This window comes from Streptomyces olivochromogenes, assembly GCF_021538895.1.
Taxonomy (GTDB): domain Bacteria; phylum Actinomycetota; class Actinomycetes; order Streptomycetales; family Streptomycetaceae; genus Streptomyces; species Streptomyces olivochromogenes_A.
Window position 1 is genome coordinate 73,655 of the sequence record NZ_JADDRL010000007.1, and the last position, 17,498, is coordinate 91,152.

Here is a 17,498-nt window from a genome sequence, read left to right on the forward strand (position 1 = left end):
CGGGAGAGTGGGGGAGGCGTACATGGCCGACCGGCTTGCCGTTGACGGCGATGAGCTTGCGCACTTCATGAAGTTGCTGAAGAAGTCCAGTGACTCCTTGAAGGGTCTGCGCAAAGCGCTGGAAGGCGCAACCGTCACGGGGCTCGGTACCGACGACTTGGACAGCGCCTGCGAGGACTTCCAGGATGACTGGAAGTACGGCACGGAGCAGATCGGCAAGCAGACCGATGACCTCGCAAAGATCATCGGACTGAGCAAGGACAGCTACCGAGAAGTCGACAGGGCGCTGGAGGAGGCGTTGAAGCGGTCGCGCGGCGGCAAGGGCAAGGCGCGTGGATCGGAGTGACCTACACACCCGGAATCGAGCAGTCGGGCGCTGCGCCTGATCCACAGTCGCGCGCGGACTTTGACAAGCCACAGGGACTCAAGTCAGCGCCTCGTATTCCCAACCCCGACCATCCTCACTTGGGATTCAATCCGGTGCCGGGTGACGTCGAAACAGTCCGCGACCTCCACAAGAAGCTTGCTGCCTGCGCCAAGGTGCTGGAGGAGACGCACGGCCTGGTAACCAAACTGATGGACGGCAGCTATTGGAAGGGAGACGCTGCTGTCGCCTTTCGCGAGCAGTTGGACGGGGGCCCTCTGCCGTTGAATCTGAAGAATGCGGCGCGTTCCATCCGCAAGGTGGCCAAACAACTGGACGGCTGGGAGGGTGAACTCGACGACTTCCAGCGTCGGGCCAAACGTCTGGATGACGATGCCAAGGATGCGCGTGCAGCGCTGGACGCGGCGAAGGGCCATGCCGTCAAAGCTGAGAACGACCCAGCCCTCCATAAGAAGGGTGTCGGCCATGACGACGCGCAGACGACACTGACTCATGCGAACACGGCAGTGGACAACGCCCAGGCCGATCTTGACAGGATCATCGGCAAGGCGAAGAAGCTTGCTGAGGAGCATGAGGATAAGGCGCAGCAGCGAGCTCGCAAGATCCGTGATGCTACGCAGAAGTTGACGCCGCATGAGCCCGGCTGGTTGGAGGACCTCGGAGAGTGGATTACCGAGAACCTGCCCGACATCCTCAGCTTCGCGGCGGGGGTCATCGGACTGGTGGCGCTGTTCGTGGTTTCAGGTGGCACGGCGGCGGCTGTCCTGCTCCTGGCCGCGGCCGCACTGAGCGCGGGAGCGCTCACGATGAGGCTTTCTGATCCCGAGGTCCGATCCTCACTGGTGGATGGTCTATTCCATGGCGAACTCGACTCCGATTTCTGGGGGAACCTGGTGGGTGTCGGAGGAGATGTCCTCGGATCCCTTCCCGGCGTTGGCGCAATTGGGATGGGTATCCGGGAGACGGTGACCTCGGCCAGAGCAGGTGAAGAAGTGTTGTCGCTCGGTCAGAAAGTGGCCACTCTCGGTTCGAAGACCATGAGTGAAGCTCGGGCTATTTCCAATCTGGACAACAAGGCACTGGATCTCGTTGTGCGTGGGGCGAGGGATCCCGTAAAGGCCGGCCGAGTGGTGGAGATTTCATCGGCCTCGCTAGGTGTTACGACGGCAGGGTATGGACTCGTGTCCGGTGCGGTGGACGCGATCGACAATGATGATGTAAAGGGCAGCTCCGCCGGAGTTGACGGCGTTCGATCGATTATCGATATCGGTGGGATTTTCGACCTTGCGGGCCATGTGTTCTAAGTTTGGGTGGTGAGAGAGACTGTATGAACCCGGCAGACTGTATCGTGGCGTGGGATCACTCACCCACGCGTCAGGCGTGGGTCAGGCACGTTGTGATGAACCTGGTCGGTCTCCTGGGGTGGATTGCCCTTTGGGTCGGCTCTCTGGCTGCCCTTGTACGATTCATGAGTCCGGGATTCACCGTCCTCTTTGTTCCACTTCTGATTTATGCGTTTTATCGAGCTTTGATTCAAGCCTTTTCGGTCCCACTGGCTCTGCGTGCGGGGCGCATTTTGCGTGAGTATCCATGGGTGATTTTCGAGAGTGCCTCATATGGGTTGAGTAAGCGCGCTGAGGTCGTTGGCAGGCAGTGCGGGTGGTTTGAATTTCCTAACCCTGCCCGCTCCGAGCAGCGATTGGTGATGGTCTTCCCAGATCACCGGCAGGTTGGATGGTGGCATCGACGTATGGCGCCACGGGCGAATGCCGACTTGAAAGCACAGATTGGCACAGTGTGGTTTGCGGGTGACCCCCGTCTCGTCGGTCTTATTGCGGCGCCCACTGCCAGCGGTGTCGCGCCGCGCCGGATGCGCATTCTCCACCAGCAGATGGGGTCAGCAGGCGGGCCCCGGACCCTCGCTGACTGGGGAGTGACCGCGGACGACATCGAACGGGGGCGACGCGTCGGCATCCGTCCCGATGCCCGCTGATCTGCAATTTGGAAACGGACTCATGACGTTGACTCCCTTCGTCCTGGACGACTCTGTCAGGGATCCGCATGCCAGTATCTGGTTCGCCGTTCCTGCAAGTTTCATTGAGTTGCCCCTGGGTGCGTTTCTTGCCGCCCCTGACTCAATCGAAGCCGATGCCCTGCGTGACGCGCTCGCACCGATGGTGCAGGCGGTGCCGTATGGTGTCGCGCGCCAGCAATTCATCGGGCAACTCGCCAATGCTCAACAACTACTCTTGGCCTTGAACGAGGTTGACGCTGTCCATTGCTCTCTCGGGCTGCACCGAGACGATGCTGAGGCGGGGGACGGGCGGACGTTGTTCTCCATGCTCACCGTCTCTTGGCGGCAGATCGCCTGGTCCCCGCGAGCCATGAGCGCGGTACGCGCTGTGGCGTCCGGCGAAAGGCACGTGCACATCGAGTACTTGGACTTGCCCTCCGGGCCAGCAACGATCAGTGAGACAGTCCGCACGCCGGCCGCTGGATCCGACGTTCCGCAAGATCCCTTGCTCCAGGTGCATGCCTACCTTCCGCATCCCGATGGCAAGCGCATGGCGATCCTTATGCTGAATACGACCGCTACGCATCGGCGAGAGCAGTACCGCAATATCCTCCGGCAGATCGCAGAGATGGTTAGCTTCGAAAATCCACTGGCTGGATAGGAGAATCGATCGGGTGGATTGGGTGGTGTGGGCTACGTTCGGGGCGGGGCGCTTGCAGTGGTTACTCGTCGAACCAAGCCACCAAGCGGACGCTCTCGGACCCATGGATGGTGGCGAGGGTTTTCATGACCGTCCATACCGGTTGCCAGGGGCCGTCTTTGGGGACTGCGTCTTGGCGGCGGTCTCGTTCCGCTCGGTAGAGGGTGGTGCCTGATTGCCACTCGGTGCCTTCGGGGTGGAGGTCGGCTATGTCGGTGGGGCCCAGTGTCAGGGTGTTGATGCCGGTGGCTCGGGCGAAGGCTCTGGTCCAGATCGAGGGGTGGATCAGGTGCAGGGTGCCGTCCTCGTGGCGGCGGTACTGGGCTATGCGGGTCGTGCGGGGGACGGCCGGTTCGGTCCAGTCGATGGACTCGACCTCCGGCCAGTCGAGCCATGTGGTGCCGAACGCCGCATCGCCCCATGACTCCAGTTCGGTGCGGATCGTTTGCGATGTGTCGGGTGGGAGGCCGCGATTCGCCGCGATCGGGCGCCAGAGACCGCTGAAGTCCCGGACGCCGAAGAGGCAGGCGAAGGCTTCGTAGTCCCTCGGCATTCCCAGCATCGACAGGGTGATGGCCGGCTGCCACGCCGTTTCTCCCGGTTCCAGGTCCGAGCCCCACGTGCGGCACTCGATCCAGCCGTGGATGTCTGTTCCCATGCGGGCATTCTGGCGGGCGTGGCTTGCTCAAAGCTCTGCCAAGGTTGCGTCAATCGGTGTCCCCCTTTGGACGTGGCGCCTCTTGGTCGTGGAACACTGCCCGAGTTGCGTAAGTGAACAGCGTGAAGTCGTGGGGTGGAGCGGCAGTGGGAGCGGGGGCCGTGCGGTGAGTAAGCGACAAGTGCGGAAGATGCTGCAGTTGATGGCCGGCGGGGGGCCCGTCGAGCTCACCCATTCAATGGGGTCTGTGAAGAAGCTCGCCCGACTCGCCTTCATCGCCCAGCAGTTCGGGTACGAGTACGCCGACGCGGGGTACAGCGGGTCGCGCAACAACGTGCTGAAGATGGTCGTCGTGCCCGATCACAGCCCGCAGGCCCAGGCGCGTGCCGCGCAGAACCGGGCGCAGTATCCCAACGCCGGGGACGGGGTCTCCCTGCCGCCCGTCGTGCCCGACGCGCTCGAACTCCTCAAGGCCCGCATCCAGTTCGACCTCACCGGCAAGAACGCCGAGAAGCGGGTCCTGTACGGCGCCGGCGGTATCACCGTCGGCCTGCTGCTCTACACCGTCCGGAAGGGCGGCGGTGCCTTCGACTTCGCCGTCGCCGGGGGCGCTTGGGTCATCTTCATGAGCATCATGGGGATCGGGGTCCTGGTGACTCGGCGTCGCAATGCCAAGTTCGCCGGACGGCTTCAGGCCGCCGGCTTCGTTCCGGTGACCGATGCCAGTGGGCGGGTGCGTTATCTGCCCCATCTGCCTCACCCGGCTCAGCTATCTCGCCCGGCTCAGCTGTCTCATCCGCCTTATCAGCAACCTCAGCAACCTCAGCAGCCCCATCCACCTCATCAGTCTCATGTGCCCATGCCGCATCCGGGCCAGGTGCCCGGGCAGCAGCAGGGGTGGCCGGCGGGGCCGTATGGCAGTGGTCCGTATGGCGATCCTTCGTACGGCGGCTCCGGGCCCTACGGCAGTGGGCCGTACGGCGGTGGGTCGTACGGGGGTGGGCCCTACGGCGGTGGTTACGGGCAAGCTCAGCCCTAGCCCTAGCCCTAGCCCTAGCCCTAGCCCTAGCCCAACGTCTTCGCGCGCGGAATCGGCCTCACCGTCGGCCCCCCGGCCGAGTGAGAGCAACGTTCCCTTCCGGTCACTCACAGGCACAGTCAGGAAACGCGCCCTCCCTACCTTCGGGACTCATCACCGCTCATCGCCCCGAACCACCCGAGCGCCAGAGCACCCTGAACCGTGGAGGCGTCATGACAGCCCCGAGTACTGCCCCCGCCCGGAGCGGCCGGTCAGGCCGCTGGATCGAGCACTGGGATCCCGAGGACGAGGCGTTCTGGAGGGCGTCCGGGGAGAAGGTCGCCCGCCGTAACCTCCTCTTCTCCGTCCTCTCCGAGCACATCGGGTTCTCGATCTGGACCATGTGGTCCGTGCTCGTCCTCTTCATGGGGCCGGAGTACGGGCTGACGCCGGCCGACAAGTTCCTGCTGACGTCGATGGTCACGCTGGTCGGCGCCGTCGTCCGCGTCCCGTACACCTTCGCCGTCGCGGTCTTCGGCGGGCGGAACTGGACGATCGTCTCGGCCGCGCTGCTCCTCGTGCCGACCGTCGCCGCGTACACCGTGATGGAGCCGGGGACGTCCTTCGGCACCTTCCTCCTCGTCGGGCTGCTCGCGGGGATCGGCGGCGGCAACTTCGCCTCCTCCATGACCAACATCAACGCCTTCTTCCCGCTGCGGAAGAAGGGGTGGGCGCTCGGGATGAACGCCGGCGGCGGCAACATCGGCGTGCCCGTCATCCAGCTGGTCGCCCTCGCGATCATCGGGGCGAGCGGCGGGCCGCGCCTGCTGCTCGGGATCTACGTCCCGCTGATCGTGGTCGCCGCCGTCCTCGCCGCCCTCTTCATGGACAACCTCGCGTCCGTGAAGAACGACACCGGCGCGGCCAAGGACGCCGCGAAGGACGCCCACACCTGGATCATGTCCTTCCTCTACATCGGGACGTTCGGGTCGTTCATCGGATACAGCTTCGCCTTCGGGCAAGTGCTGACCAACCAGTTCGGGCGGACCCCGCTGCAGGCCGCGTACCTCACCTTCATCGGCCCGCTGCTGGGCTCGCTCATCCGGCCCGTCGGCGGCCTGCTCGCCGACCGGTACGGCGGCGCGCGGATCACCCTGTACAACTACCTCGGCATGGCGGCCGCGACCGCCGTCCTCATCTTCGCCAGCATGGAGAAGTCGCTGCCGCTGTTCGTCTCGGTCTTCGTCGTCCTGTTCGTGCTCAGCGGGCTCGGCAACGGGTCGACGTACAAGATGATCCCCGGCATCTTCCAGGCGAAGGCACTGGCCAAGGGGCTTGAAGGAGAGGAGGCCGCGCGCTACGGGCGGCGCCTGTCCGGGGCCTCCATGGGGCTCATCGGGGCCGTCGGAGCGCTCGGCGGCGTCGGTATCAACCTCGCCTTCCGGCAGTCCTTCCTCTCCTACGGCACCGGCACCGGGGCGTTCGTCGCCTTCCTGGCCTTCTACGGCGTCTGCTTCGCGGTCACCTGGGCCGTATACCTTCGCCGCCCGGCCGTACAGGCTCGGACCGAGACTGCCTCCGAGGCGAAGCCGCAGCTCAGCTACGCCGAGGTGTGACGTAACACCGGTGACATCAAGTCGAACCGAGCCTGTCACGCGCCGTTGACAGGCTCGTTCGTCATCCAGGTGGCACATCCGCAGCCAGGACGCCGACTCGACCGCGGGACGACAGCCATGTACGACGAAGACCAGTCAACGGAACACGGACCCCTCGCAGGGTTCACCGTGGGCGTGACGGCCGCGCGCCGGGCCGACGAACTGGGCGTGCTGCTCCAGCGGCGGGGTGCCGTCGTCCTGCACGCGCCCGCCCTGCGCATCGTGCCGCTCGCCGACGACGGCGAACTCCTCGCCGCCACCAAGGAGATCATCGACCAGGCCCCGGACGTCGTGGTCGCCACCACCGCCATCGGCTTCCGCGGCTGGATCGAGGCCGCGGACGGCTGGGGGTTCGGCGAGCAGCTGCTCAGGCGGCTGCGCGGGGTGGAGCTGCTGGCGCGCGGGCCCAAGGTCAAGGGAGCGGTCCGGGCCGCCGGGCTCACGGAGGAGTGGTCGCCGTCGAGCGAGTCCATGGCGGAGGTGCTCGACCGGCTCCTGGAGGAGGGGATCGACGGGCGCCGCATCGCCGTACAGCTGCACGGCGAGCCGCTGCCCGGGTTCGTGGAGGCGCTGCGGGCCGGGGGAGCGGAGGTGGTGCTGGTGCCCGTCTACCGGTGGATGCCGCCCGAGGACATCGGCCCCGTCGACCGGCTGCTGGACGCGACCGTCTCGCGCGGACTGGACGCGCTCACCTTCACCAGCGCACCGGCCGCCGCGTCCCTTCTCTCCCGGGCCGAGGAGCGGGGGCTGCTGGGAGAGCTGCTGGTCGCCCTCCAGCACGATGTGCTGCCGGCCTGCGTCGGGCCGGTCACCGCGCTGCCGCTGCAGGCGCGGGGCGTCGACACGGTGCAGCCCGAGCGGTTCCGGCTCGGGCCGCTCGTCCAGCTGCTGTGCAAGGAACTGCCGGGACGGACTCGGGTGTTGCCGATCGCCGGGCACCGGGTGGAGATCCGGGGCCATGCGGTGCTGGTGGACGGTGCCCTGAAGCCGGTGCCGCCGGCCGGGATGTCCCTGCTGCGGGCGCTGTCGCGGCGGCCGGGGTGGGTGGTGGCCCGGTCCGAGCTGCTGCGGGCGTTGCCGGGGGCGGGGCGGGACGAGCACGCGGTGGAGACGGCGATGGCTCGGCTGCGTACCGCGCTTGGGGCTCCGCGGCTGATCCAGACGGTGGTCAAGCGGGGGTACCGGTTGGCTCTGGATCCGGCGGCGGACGCGAAGTATTCCGACGCGTGATCAGGCACCCGGTACTGGTGTGACCGTCCCTGGGGGCTGCCGCCCCCAGACCCCCGCTTCGGTCTGAACGGCCTCGTCCTCAATCTCCCCCAAGCTCTACGAGCAGGGGGTACCCCCAGACGGGCTGATGATGTGGGCCGGTGCCGAGGAGTGGCCGCACTGGAGCAGCGGCACAGCCTCGGCCTGAGCGGCCCCGTCCTCACGCGCCGGACAGACTGACGGTGCCGGCCGCCGCCGAGTCGCGGCCGTACAGGACCAGCGCCCTGCCCAAGCACCCCAGCGCCACCGTCGACAGCACCGCCCGTGCGACGTTCCAGGCCACCCACGTGTTCTCGAAGTGGTCGCGCACCGCGGCCGGGTCGGCGATCTTCGCCGGGTTCCCCGCGTCGGCCAGGTCGTTGTTGAGCGGGATGTTGAAGGCGATCGTGATCAGGAAGACCAGGACGTACGCCGCGAGTGCCGCCCACACCCAGCGGCCGCCCGCCGTGCCGCGCAGCTGCCACGCCGACACCGCCGTCAGCAGCAGCGCGCCCATGAAGCTGAGGAAGAACACCGGGTTCTGGATCACGTCGTTGATGTTCTGCATGGCCTCGATGAAGACCCGGTCCCCGCTGCGGTGCAGGGCGGGCATCACCGCGCAGGCGAAGATGTAGAAGACCCCGGCGATCAGGCCCATGGCCACCGTGGCCGCGCCCAGTACCGGACCCGCGGTCGTCCGGCGTCCCGTCGTGCTGTTCCGTGTCAGTGTCATGTCCTTCGTCATGTCTCCAGTCAACCGACGTGATCGCGTCCTGGACATGGCCGAGGCGCGCACCCGCATACGTGTGCGTCCACGCCGGTACGAGGGGTTCCGGAGGCGGGTGCGGGCAGGCACTGTGAGAGAGGGAAACGGTTCCTGACCCGGGTGACCCCTAGGCGGTGACAGGCACATGGCACTGGGTACGGCCACGGCCCCCTACGAGCTGCGGTTCGACGCCGGGCGGATCTGCCTGGACCTCCTCACGACGACCCATCCGGAGGAACGGCTGGACTCGGTCGAGCCGTTGCGTGCCTGGATCGTGGGCTCCGGTCTGGTCCCGGCGGGCACCCCGCTGGCGCACGCCGACGCGTCCTGGCTCGTGGCCTTCCGCGAATTGCGGGGGCAGATCGGACAGTTGGTGCACAACGAGCTCGCGGCGGACGGGCGGTCGTACGACCTCGCGCTCGCCCGCGTCAACGAGATCGCCCGCACCGCGCCGCCGGCCCCGCGTGCCGTGCGCGGCGACGACGGCACGCTCGTACGTGAGTTGGACGGTCCGCCGGAGTGCGCGGCGCTGCTCGGGGCCGTCGCCCGGGACACCGTCGAGCTGCTCACCGACCCGGTGACCTGGGCGGCCGTGCGGGAGTGCGAAGGGGACAACTGCCCCATCGTGTACCTGGACACGTCCCGGGGGCGCCGGCGGCGCTGGTGCTCCAGTGAGGTCTGCGGCAACCGCGAACGGGTGGCTCGTCATCGGCGGCGGGCGGCTCTCGCGCGGGCGTGAGCCGATGGTCCGGCACGGCCGTGGACGCGAACCGGGACCCCGACCGGGACCCCGGCCGAGTGCCGGAACGGAACCCGGAAAGGGAACGAAACAGAGTCCGAAATAGGGCCTGAAAGAGGACCCGACCCGGAATCACCAAGTGTCCGGTACACCACTTCTGAGGCGGGATCACCGATTCGGTCGCGGAGTGATTTCCGCAACACCGCGTTTGCCTTCCGAGTGGCCCGGTCACCTGCGGCGCTCCGGCCAATGTGTCGGAAATGTAAAGATCACGCGGGAGGAATGTGCATCCATGTCCCTCTCGTCATGCCACCTCCAAGAAATCTGTCGCGTCACTTTGAACGCATCGCACCCCCTGTCCGTACCCGTGGGCGAGCGACCGACTGGGGGAACCCCCGGACACCGGAGGTAGGCGTGCGCAAGGATGCGGCCGTGGCCAATGAACGTGGATCGAGGGCCCGACATCGCATGTCCCAGCCCTCGGAACCTGACGAGGAGCTGATGCGTGCTCTGTATCGAGAGCATGCCGGACCTCTCCTTGCGTATGTCCTCAGGCTGGTCGCCGGAGATCGGCAGCGAGCAGAGGACGTCGTGCAGGAGACGCTCATCCGTGCCTGGAAGAACGCCGGCCAGCTCAATCGAGCGACCGGTTCGGTACGCCCCTGGCTGGTGACGGTCGCACGACGCATCGTCATCGACGGCCACCGCAGCCGGCAGGCCCGGCCGCAGGAGGTCGATCCGTCGCCGCTGGAGGTCATCCCCGCGGAGGACGAGATCGACAAGGCGCTGTGGCTGATGACGCTGTCGGACGCGCTCGACGACCTGACCCCGGCCCACCGGGAGGTGCTCGTCGAGACCTACTTCAAGGGGCGTACCGTCAATGAGGCGGCCGAAACGCTGGGTATACCCAGCGGCACCGTGCGCTCACGGGTGTTCTACGCCCTGCGGTCGATGAAGCTGGCACTGGAGGAGCGGGGGGTGACGGCGTGATGAGTGGATACGGGGGACACGGCGGATTCAGCGCGGGAGGTCCGGGTATGTCTGGACCCATGAGCCCCAGGCAGGGATCTCCGGTGCCCAACGAGCACGAGACCGTCGGCGCCTACGCCCTCGGCCTTCTCGACGATGCCGAGGCAACCGCTTTCGAGGCTCACCTCGCCGGCTGCGAATGGTGCGCCCAGCAGCTCGACGAGCTCGCCGGGATGGAGCCCATGCTCGCCGCGCTGGCGGACCTGCCGGGTACCGGCAGCACGCCCGCGATAGGCGAGTCGCTCTCCGCGAAGCCCTCTCCGCGACTCGCGGAGAAGCTGGTGGTCGAGGTCTCGGAGCGCCGCGCGGTCAAGCGGCGTCACACGCTGTTCATGCTCGCGGCGTCGGCCGCGCTGATCGTCGGCGGCCCGCTGGCCGTCCTCGCGGCGAGCGGCGGCTCGGACAGCGGCAACAACAACATGGCGATGGGGCCCGCCCAGACGGCGTTCCAGACCATGGCCGACAAGAAGACGGCCACGGATCCGGCGACCCACGTCACCGCGACCGTCGCCGTCGAGAAGAAGGAGTGGGGCACCCACGCGGTCCTCCAGCTCAAGAACGTCACCGGCCCGAAGAAGTGCTCGCTCATCGCCGTGGGCAAGAACGGCGAGCGCGAGACGGTCACCTCCTGGTCCGTCCCGAACTGGGGCTACGGCATCGAGAACGCCAAGACGGAAGAGGCCAAGAAGCCGCTCTACGTCCACGGCGGTGCCGCCTTCAACCCGGGCGACATCGATCACTTCGAGGTGATGACCTTCGACGGCAAGAAGCTGGTCGACGTCGGCGCGTAACGCCGACACATAGCTTCCGCGGGCCCCCTTCGCGTACGGTTGACGGCTGCCCAGCACGTCAGAAGGGGGCCCGGTGGCCGCTCAGGCTCAGCAATCCGCGGTCGGCTCGGTTCAGGATTCCGTCCGGGACCGAGAGATCAGCGTCGAACAGGAACACCTCGACCGGGTGTACCGGCGCCTTGAGGAGAAGATCCACGAGGCCGAGTTCCTCATGAACGACGCGGCCAAGCGCGGCCAGGTCGGCACGCCCGGCGCGCTGGCCGAGCGGGACGCCCAGGTGTTCCGGGCGGGCATCCACCTGAACCGGCTGAACAACGAGTTCGAGGACTTCCTGTTCGGGCGGATCGACCTGCTGCTCGGCAAGGACGGGAAGAAGGGGCCCGACGGCGCGTACACCGCCGTGGAGCCGGCCGAGGGCGCGGTGCGCCCCGACAACACCGCCGACATCGCGGAGACCCTGCACATCGGGCGGATCGGGGTCCTCGACCAGGACTACTCCCCGCTGGTCATCGACTGGCGGGCGCCGGCCGCCGCGCCCTTCTACCGCTCCACCCCGGTCGACCCGGGCCGGGTCGTACGGCGCCGGGTCATCCGTTCCAAGGGGCGCCGCGTCCTCGGCGTCGAGGACGACCTGATGCGCCCCGAGCTCAAGGCCACCCTGCACGGCGACGAGCTGCCCGTCATCGGTGACGGCGCCCTGATGGCCGCCCTCGGCCAGGCCCGCGGCCACACCATGCGGGACATCGTCGCCTCCATCCAGGCCGAGCAGGACCTGGTCATCCGCGCCCCCGCCGCCTCCGTGACGTACGTCGAGGGCGGACCGGGCACCGGGAAGACGGCCGTCGCGCTGCACCGGGCCGCCTACCTCCTCTACCAGGACCGGCGCCGGTACGCGGGCGGCATCCTGATCGTCTCGCCGACCCCGCTGCTGGTGGCGTACACCGAGGGCGTGCTGCCGTCCCTGGGCGAGGAGGGCCAGGTCGCCATCCGCGCGATCGGCTCGCTCGTCGACGGCGCCGAGGCCACGCTGTACGACTCCCCGTCGGTGGCCCGCGCCAAGGGGTCGTACCGGATGCTGAAGGTGCTCCGCAAGGCGGCCCGGGGCGCACTGGAACTGGGACCGGGCGGCGTGGGCCCCGGCGTGAACGGCGCCCGGGCCGCCGCCGGGCAGCTCGCGTTCGGGGATGAGGGCGGCGAAAGCGGAGGCGGCGCCGGACCGGAACGTGTCCAGGCCGGGCCGCCCACCCGGCTCCGGGTCGTCGCCTTCGGGCGCCGGCTCGAACTGGAGGCGAACGAACTGGAACGTATCCGCCGCAACACCCTGGGCGGCACCGCTCCCGTCAACCTGCTCCGCCCGCGCGCCCGCAAGCTGCTCCTGGACGCCCTGTGGGAGCGGTCCGGCGCGGCCGGCCGGCACAGCGATCCGGAGCTCGCGGCCGAGCTGCGCTCCTCCTTCGACGAGGACATCACCACGGAGGACAGCTTCCTCGCGTTCCTCGACGGCTGGTGGCCCGAGCTGACGCCGAAGGCGGTCCTGGCGGCCATGGCGGACGAGCGGCGCCTGGGCCGCTGGGCCCGGCGGATCCTCAACCCCGGCGAGGTGCGCAAGGTGGCCCGCTCCCTGAAGCGGGACGGCCTCTCGGTGCACGACATCGCCATGCTCGACGAGCTCCAGGCCGTCCTCGGCACCCCGGCCCGCCCGCGCAAGAAGCGCGACCTGGACCCGCTCGACCAGCTCTCCGGCCTGGACGAGCTGATGCCCGTGCGCGAGGAGTCGCAGCGCGAGCGGGCCGAGCGGCTCGCGCAGGAGCGCGTCGAGTACGCGCACGTCATCGTCGACGAGGCGCAGGACCTCACGCCGATGCAGTGGCGCATGGTCGGCCGCCGCGGCCGGCACGCCACCTGGACCATCGTCGGGGACCCGGCGCAGTCCTCCTGGTCCGACCCGGACGAGGCGGCCGAGGCCCGTGACGAGGCCCTGGGCACCCGCCCGCGGCGCCGCTTCCGGCTCACCGTGAACTACCGCAACCCGGCCGAGATCGCCGAGCTCGCCGCGAAGGTGCTGGCCCTCGCCATGCCCGGCTCCGAGTCGCCGTCCGCCGTTCGGTCCACCGGGGTCGAGCCGCGTTTCGGCGTCGTACGGGAGTCGCTGGAGAAGACCGTGCGCGCGGCGGCCGAGCGGCTCCTGGACCAGGTCGACGGCACGGTCGGCGTGGTCGTCGCGATGCACCGGCGCGCGGAGGCCGCGCGCTGGCTGGGCGGGCTCGGCGACCGGGTGGTGGCGCTCGGCAGTCTGGAGGCCAAGGGCCTGGAGTACGACGCCACGGTGGTCGTCTCGCCCGCGGAGATCGCCGACGAGTCACCGGCCGGCCTGCGCGTGCTGTACGTCGCTCTCACCCGGGCGACCCAGCAGCTGACGGTGATCTCGACGGACCGGGACGAGCCGGACCCGGCCGGGATTCCGGACCTCCTGCGGGACTGACCGGGGGACGGAATCCTGTGAACCTTCCGGACGGGAATGGCCGTGCCGGATCCGTTTGTTAGCCTGGGTACGGCACCGGCTCGATCCAAGCCCCCGGGCCCAACCTTCGTCGCTACGAGCGACCACTTGCCGCGAGGCGAGCATGGCGGGTCGGTGTCATGAACGTACGAGAGGCCCACGTCACATCGTGACGTGGGCCTCTTTCATTGACCGTTCCGCTCTCGTATGGTGGAAGTCTCTTTCCGAAATCGGATCGGTCCGTGAACAAAACGTCCGCAACCCCATGCGGCTAACGCCTACTCGGGGGTAGGTGCGACGATCGGACGGCACAATTCGCGACACGGTGAAAGCAGAGGAAGTCGGCCATGGCAACGGCGCCCAGCGTCTCCTACTCGATGACCATCCGGCTGGAGGTGCCCGCGAGCGGAACCGCCGTCTCGCAGCTCACCACCGCCGTGGAGTCCTCCGGAGGCTCGGTGACCGGCCTCGACGTCACCGCGTCCGGCCACGAGAAGCTGCGCATCGACGTCACCATCGCGGCCACCTCGACCGGGCACGCCGACGAGATCGTCGAGAAGCTCCGCGGCATCGAGGGCGTCACCCTCGGCAAGGTCTCGGACCGTACGTTCCTCATGCACCTCGGTGGCAAGATCGAGATGCAGTCCAAGCACCCCATCCGCAACCGTGACGACCTGTCCATGGTCTACACGCCGGGTGTGGCCCGCGTCTGCATGGCGATCGCCGAGAACCCCGAGGACGCCCGCCGCCTGACGATCAAGCGCAATTCCGTTGCGGTCGTGACGGACGGTTCCGCGGTGCTGGGCCTCGGCAACATCGGCCCGAAGGCCGCGCTGCCGGTCATGGAGGGCAAGGCGGCCCTCTTCAAGCGCTTCGCCGGTATCGACGCCTGGCCGCTGTGCCTGGACACCCAGGACACCGACGCGATCGTCGAGATCGTCAAGGCGATCGCCCCCGGCTTCGCCGGCATCAACCTGGAGGACATCTCCGCGCCGCGCTGCTTCGAGATCGAGGCGCGGCTGCGCGAGGCCCTCGACATCCCCGTCTTCCACGACGACCAGCACGGCACCGCGATCGTCGTCCTCGCCGCCCTGACCAACGCACTTCGCGTCACCGGCAAGGCCATCGAGAACATCCGGGTCGTCATGTCCGGCGCCGGCGCGGCCGGTACGGCCATCCTCAAGCTGCTGATCGCCGCGGGCGTGAAGAACGCGGTCGTCGCCGACATCCAGGGCGTCGTGCACTCCGGCCGCGGCGACCTGGTGGACGCGGCGCCGGACTCGGCGCTGCGCTGGATCGCCGACAACACCAACCCCGAGGGCCTGACCGGCACCCTGAAGGAGGCGGTGCACGGCGCCGACGTCTTCATCGGCGTCTCCGCCCCGAACGTGCTCGACGGCGACGACGTGGCCGCCATGGCCGAGGATGCGATCGTGTTCGCGCTCGCGAACCCGGACCCCGAGGTGGACCCGGCAATCGCCCGTCAGACGGCCGCAGTTGTGGCCACCGGCCGTTCCGACTTCCCCAACCAGATCAACAACGTGCTGGTCTTCCCGGGTGTCTTCCGCGGCCTGCTGGACGCCCAGTCCCGCACGGTCAACACCGAGATGATGCTCGCGGCCGCGAAGGCCCTCGCGGACGTGGTGACCGAGGACGAGCTGAACCCGAACTACATCATTCCGAGCGTCTTCAACGACAAGGTCGCGGGCGCGGTGGCGGGTGCGGTGCGGGAGGCCGCGAAGGCGGTCGCCGCGCAGTCGTGACCACGGCGTACCGTTGATGTGCGGGGGCTGTGAGGATCACCACGGCGGCCCCCGCCCCGGCGCGTCGCGGAACCCCCTGGCGTCGGGCGCCCTCTAGGGTGACGGCCGAGCAGGCGCTTTTCGTGTGACTCCCTAGGGTGTTCTCACGACTCCTACGGGTGCCGGATTGGCTTTCCCGCCGCAGGTAGGGGCAGGATGCGTCCCTGGGCGCGAGCGCATCGGCTTCGCTGTGCCGCGGCTTCGCCGCGTGGCACGCCCCAACAGCAAGAAGAACACGGGAGTAACAACATGAATCGCAGTGAGCTGGTGGCCGCGCTGGCCGACCGCGCCGAGGTGACCCGTAAGGACGCCGACGCCGTGCTGGCCGCGTTCGCCGAGGTCGTCGGCGACATCGTCTCCAAGGGCGACGAGAAGGTCACCATCCCCGGCTTCCTGACCTTCGAGCGCACCCACCGTGCCGCTCGCACCGCGCGCAACCCGCAGACCGGTGAGCCCATCAACATCCCGGCCGGCTACAGCGTGAAGGTCTCCGCGGGCTCCAAGCTCAAGGAAGCCGCCAAGGGCAAGTGACCTTGTCGTCCGTGCATCACGGGACGGTGTACGGCACGTAAGAACGCCGATGGGGCGGCACCCGGACTTCCGGGTGCCGCCCCATCGCTGTACGTACCGCCGGCGGGGAGTCCCCGACCGTCAGCCGAGTGCCTTGCCCGGCAGTTCGACCTTGGCGCCCAGCTCCATGAGCTTGTCCATGAAGTTCTCGTAGCCGCGGTTGATGAGGTCGATGCCGTGGACACGGGACGTGCCCTGGGCGGCGAGTGCGGCGATGAGGTAGGAGAAGCCGCCGCGCAGGTCGGGGATGACCAGGTCGGCGCCCTGCAGCTTGGTGGGGCCGGAGACGACCGCGGAGTGCAGGAAGTTGCGCTGGCCGAAGCGGCAGTCGGAGCCGCCGAGGCACTCGCGGTACAGCTGGATGTGGGCACCCATCTGGTTCAGCGCGGAGGTGAAGCCCAGCCGGGACTCGTAGACCGTCTCGTGGATGATGGACAGTCCGGTCGCCTGGGTGAGGGCGACCACCAGCGGCTGCTGCCAGTCGGTCTGGAAGCCGGGGTGCACGTCCGTCTCCAGCGCGATGGACTTCAACTGACCACCGGGGTGCCAGAAGCGGATGCCCTCGTCGTCGATCTCGAAGGCACCGCCCACCTTCCGGTAGGTGTTCAGGAACGTCATCATCGAGCGCTGCTGGGCGCCGCGGACGTAGATGTTGCCCTCGGTCGCCAGCGCCGCCGACGCCCAGGACGCGGCCTCCAGCCGGTCCGACAGGGCGCGGTGGGTGTAGCCGCCGAGGCTCTCCACACCGGTGATGCGGATCGTCCGGTCGGTGTCCATCGCGATGATCGCGCCCATCTTCTGCAGAACGCAGATCAGGTCCTCGATCTCCGGCTCGACGGCCGCGTTGGACAACTCCGTGACGCCCTCGGCCATTACGGCCGTCAGCAGCACCTGCTCGGTCGCGCCGACGGACGGGTAGGGCAGCCGGATCTTCGTGCCGCGCAGACCCTTCGGCGCCTCCAGGTACTGGCCGTCGGCCCGCTTCTCGATCGTGGCGCCGAACTGCCGCAGCACGTCGAAGTGGAAGTCGATCGGACGGCCGCCGATGTCGCAGCCACCGAGGCCCGGGATGAACGCGTGCCCGAGGCGGTGCAGCAGCGGACCGCAGAACAGGATCGGGATACGGCTCGAACCCGCGTGCGCATCGATGTCAGCGACGTTCGCGCTCTCCACATGGGTCGGATCGAGCACCAGCTCACCGGGCTCGTCACCGGGACGTACGGTCACCCCGTGCAGCTGCAGCAGACCGCGTACGACACGAACGTCACGGATGTCCGGAACGTTGCGCAGTCGACTCGGCGCACTGCCCAGCAGGGCGGCGACCATGGCCTTGGGCACGAGGTTCTTCGCACCGCGGACACGGATTTCGCCCTCCAGCGGGGTTCCGCCGTGGACAAGCAGGACATCGTCGTTGACGGTCATGAATCTCGCGTTCCGTGGAGTTGGGCAGGGGCCGGAGAGACAGGGTAATCGCCGACCGCCCCCCTCCAGTAAGCCCTGGTACCACTCAGCTACGTCATAGCTGTGTCACAACACGAACCGTTTCCCCTCGGGCACGTGCGGTCACCGGCCCGGGGCGTGCGCGTGGGGGCGCATCGGTGCGCCCTGAGCTGCATTCACTCC

Annotated in this window: 15 protein-coding genes; 12 read left to right on the forward strand and 3 right to left on the reverse strand. The window is 68.2% G+C overall.

Annotated features, from left to right (window positions below; all coding sequences use genetic code 11):
* Window positions 1-22: 22 nt before the first annotated feature.
* The 3 genes from IPZ69_RS05315 to IPZ69_RS05325 all read left to right on the forward strand — a co-directional run bounded on the left by IPZ69_RS05315 (window position 23) and on the right by IPZ69_RS05325 (window position 3,060).
* Window positions 23-346, forward strand: a complete 324-nt coding sequence (locus IPZ69_RS05315; protein WP_235452664.1) for a hypothetical protein — start codon at window positions 23-25, stop codon at window positions 344-346.
* Window positions 343-1,689: a hypothetical protein gene (locus IPZ69_RS05320; protein WP_235452667.1), complete on the forward strand. Its 1,347-nt coding sequence runs from the start codon at window positions 343-345 to the stop codon at window positions 1,687-1,689. The genes IPZ69_RS05315 and IPZ69_RS05320 overlap by 4 nt, the downstream gene beginning before the upstream one ends.
* 678 nt (window positions 1,690-2,367) lie before the next feature.
* Window positions 2,368-3,060, forward strand: coding sequence for a hypothetical protein (locus tag IPZ69_RS05325; protein WP_235452669.1), 693 nt, complete (start codon window positions 2,368-2,370; stop codon window positions 3,058-3,060).
* Between the two features lie 61 nt (window positions 3,061-3,121).
* On the opposite strand, the gene IPZ69_RS05330 is transcribed toward IPZ69_RS05325, so the two are convergent.
* Entirely contained in the window at window positions 3,122-3,757 is a 636-nt protein-coding gene (locus IPZ69_RS05330) for a hypothetical protein (protein WP_235452671.1), read from the reverse strand.
* A gap of 190 nt (window positions 3,758-3,947) precedes the next feature.
* Here IPZ69_RS05330 and IPZ69_RS05335 point away from each other — a divergent pair, with 190 nt between their 5' ends.
* From IPZ69_RS05335 to IPZ69_RS05345, 3 genes are all read left to right on the forward strand, one after another.
* Complete coding sequence (locus IPZ69_RS05335; RefSeq protein ID WP_268834240.1) at window positions 3,948-4,796, forward strand: hypothetical protein; 849 nt, start codon at window positions 3,948-3,950, stop codon at window positions 4,794-4,796.
* A gap of 212 nt (window positions 4,797-5,008) precedes the next feature.
* Window positions 5,009-6,391: a nitrate/nitrite transporter gene (locus IPZ69_RS05340; protein WP_235452677.1), complete on the forward strand. Its 1,383-nt coding sequence runs from the start codon at window positions 5,009-5,011 to the stop codon at window positions 6,389-6,391.
* A gap of 117 nt (window positions 6,392-6,508) precedes the next feature.
* Window positions 6,509-7,660: a uroporphyrinogen-III synthase gene (locus IPZ69_RS05345; RefSeq protein WP_235452679.1), complete on the forward strand. Its 1,152-nt coding sequence runs from the start codon at window positions 6,509-6,511 to the stop codon at window positions 7,658-7,660.
* A gap of 199 nt (window positions 7,661-7,859) precedes the next feature.
* On the opposite strand, the gene IPZ69_RS05350 is transcribed toward IPZ69_RS05345, so the two are convergent.
* Complete coding sequence (locus IPZ69_RS05350; protein ID WP_374292838.1) at window positions 7,860-8,405, reverse strand: anthrone oxygenase family protein; 546 nt, start codon at window positions 8,403-8,405, stop codon at window positions 7,860-7,862.
* Window positions 8,406-8,589: 184 nt separating this feature from the next.
* On the opposite strand from IPZ69_RS05350, the gene IPZ69_RS05355 reads away from it, so the two are divergent.
* The 6 genes from IPZ69_RS05355 (at window position 8,590) to IPZ69_RS05380 (ending at window position 15,836) form a co-directional block, all read left to right on the forward strand.
* A complete protein-coding gene (locus tag IPZ69_RS05355; protein ID WP_235452684.1) occupies window positions 8,590-9,183 on the forward strand; it encodes a CGNR zinc finger domain-containing protein in 594 nt (197 codons plus the stop codon).
* A 468-nt stretch (window positions 9,184-9,651) separates the two neighbouring features.
* A complete protein-coding gene (locus tag IPZ69_RS05360; RefSeq protein ID WP_010039908.1) occupies window positions 9,652-10,173 on the forward strand; it encodes a sigma-70 family RNA polymerase sigma factor in 522 nt (173 codons plus the stop codon).
* The gene (locus IPZ69_RS05365) at window positions 10,173-11,003 is read left to right on the forward strand and encodes an anti-sigma factor family protein (RefSeq protein WP_308407427.1); all 831 of its coding nucleotides are present in this window, start codon (window positions 10,173-10,175) and stop codon (window positions 11,001-11,003) included. Before IPZ69_RS05360 ends, IPZ69_RS05365 begins: the two co-directional genes overlap by 1 nt.
* A 73-nt stretch (window positions 11,004-11,076) precedes the next feature.
* A complete protein-coding gene (locus IPZ69_RS05370; protein WP_235452690.1) occupies window positions 11,077-13,485 on the forward strand; it encodes a HelD family protein in 2,409 nt (802 codons plus the stop codon).
* 365 nt (window positions 13,486-13,850) lie between these two features.
* Window positions 13,851-15,266: an NAD-dependent malic enzyme gene (locus IPZ69_RS05375; RefSeq protein ID WP_235452693.1), complete on the forward strand. Its 1,416-nt coding sequence runs from the start codon at window positions 13,851-13,853 to the stop codon at window positions 15,264-15,266.
* A 288-nt stretch (window positions 15,267-15,554) separates the two neighbouring features.
* A complete protein-coding gene (locus IPZ69_RS05380; protein ID WP_067001509.1) occupies window positions 15,555-15,836 on the forward strand; it encodes an HU family DNA-binding protein in 282 nt (93 codons plus the stop codon).
* A 120-nt stretch (window positions 15,837-15,956) separates the two neighbouring features.
* Here IPZ69_RS05380 and murA read toward each other — a convergent pair whose 3' ends face one another.
* Window positions 15,957-17,297: a UDP-N-acetylglucosamine 1-carboxyvinyltransferase gene (gene murA / locus IPZ69_RS05385; RefSeq protein ID WP_235452696.1), complete on the reverse strand. Its 1,341-nt coding sequence runs from the start codon at window positions 17,295-17,297 to the stop codon at window positions 15,957-15,959.
* Window positions 17,298-17,498 lie beyond the last annotated feature (201 nt).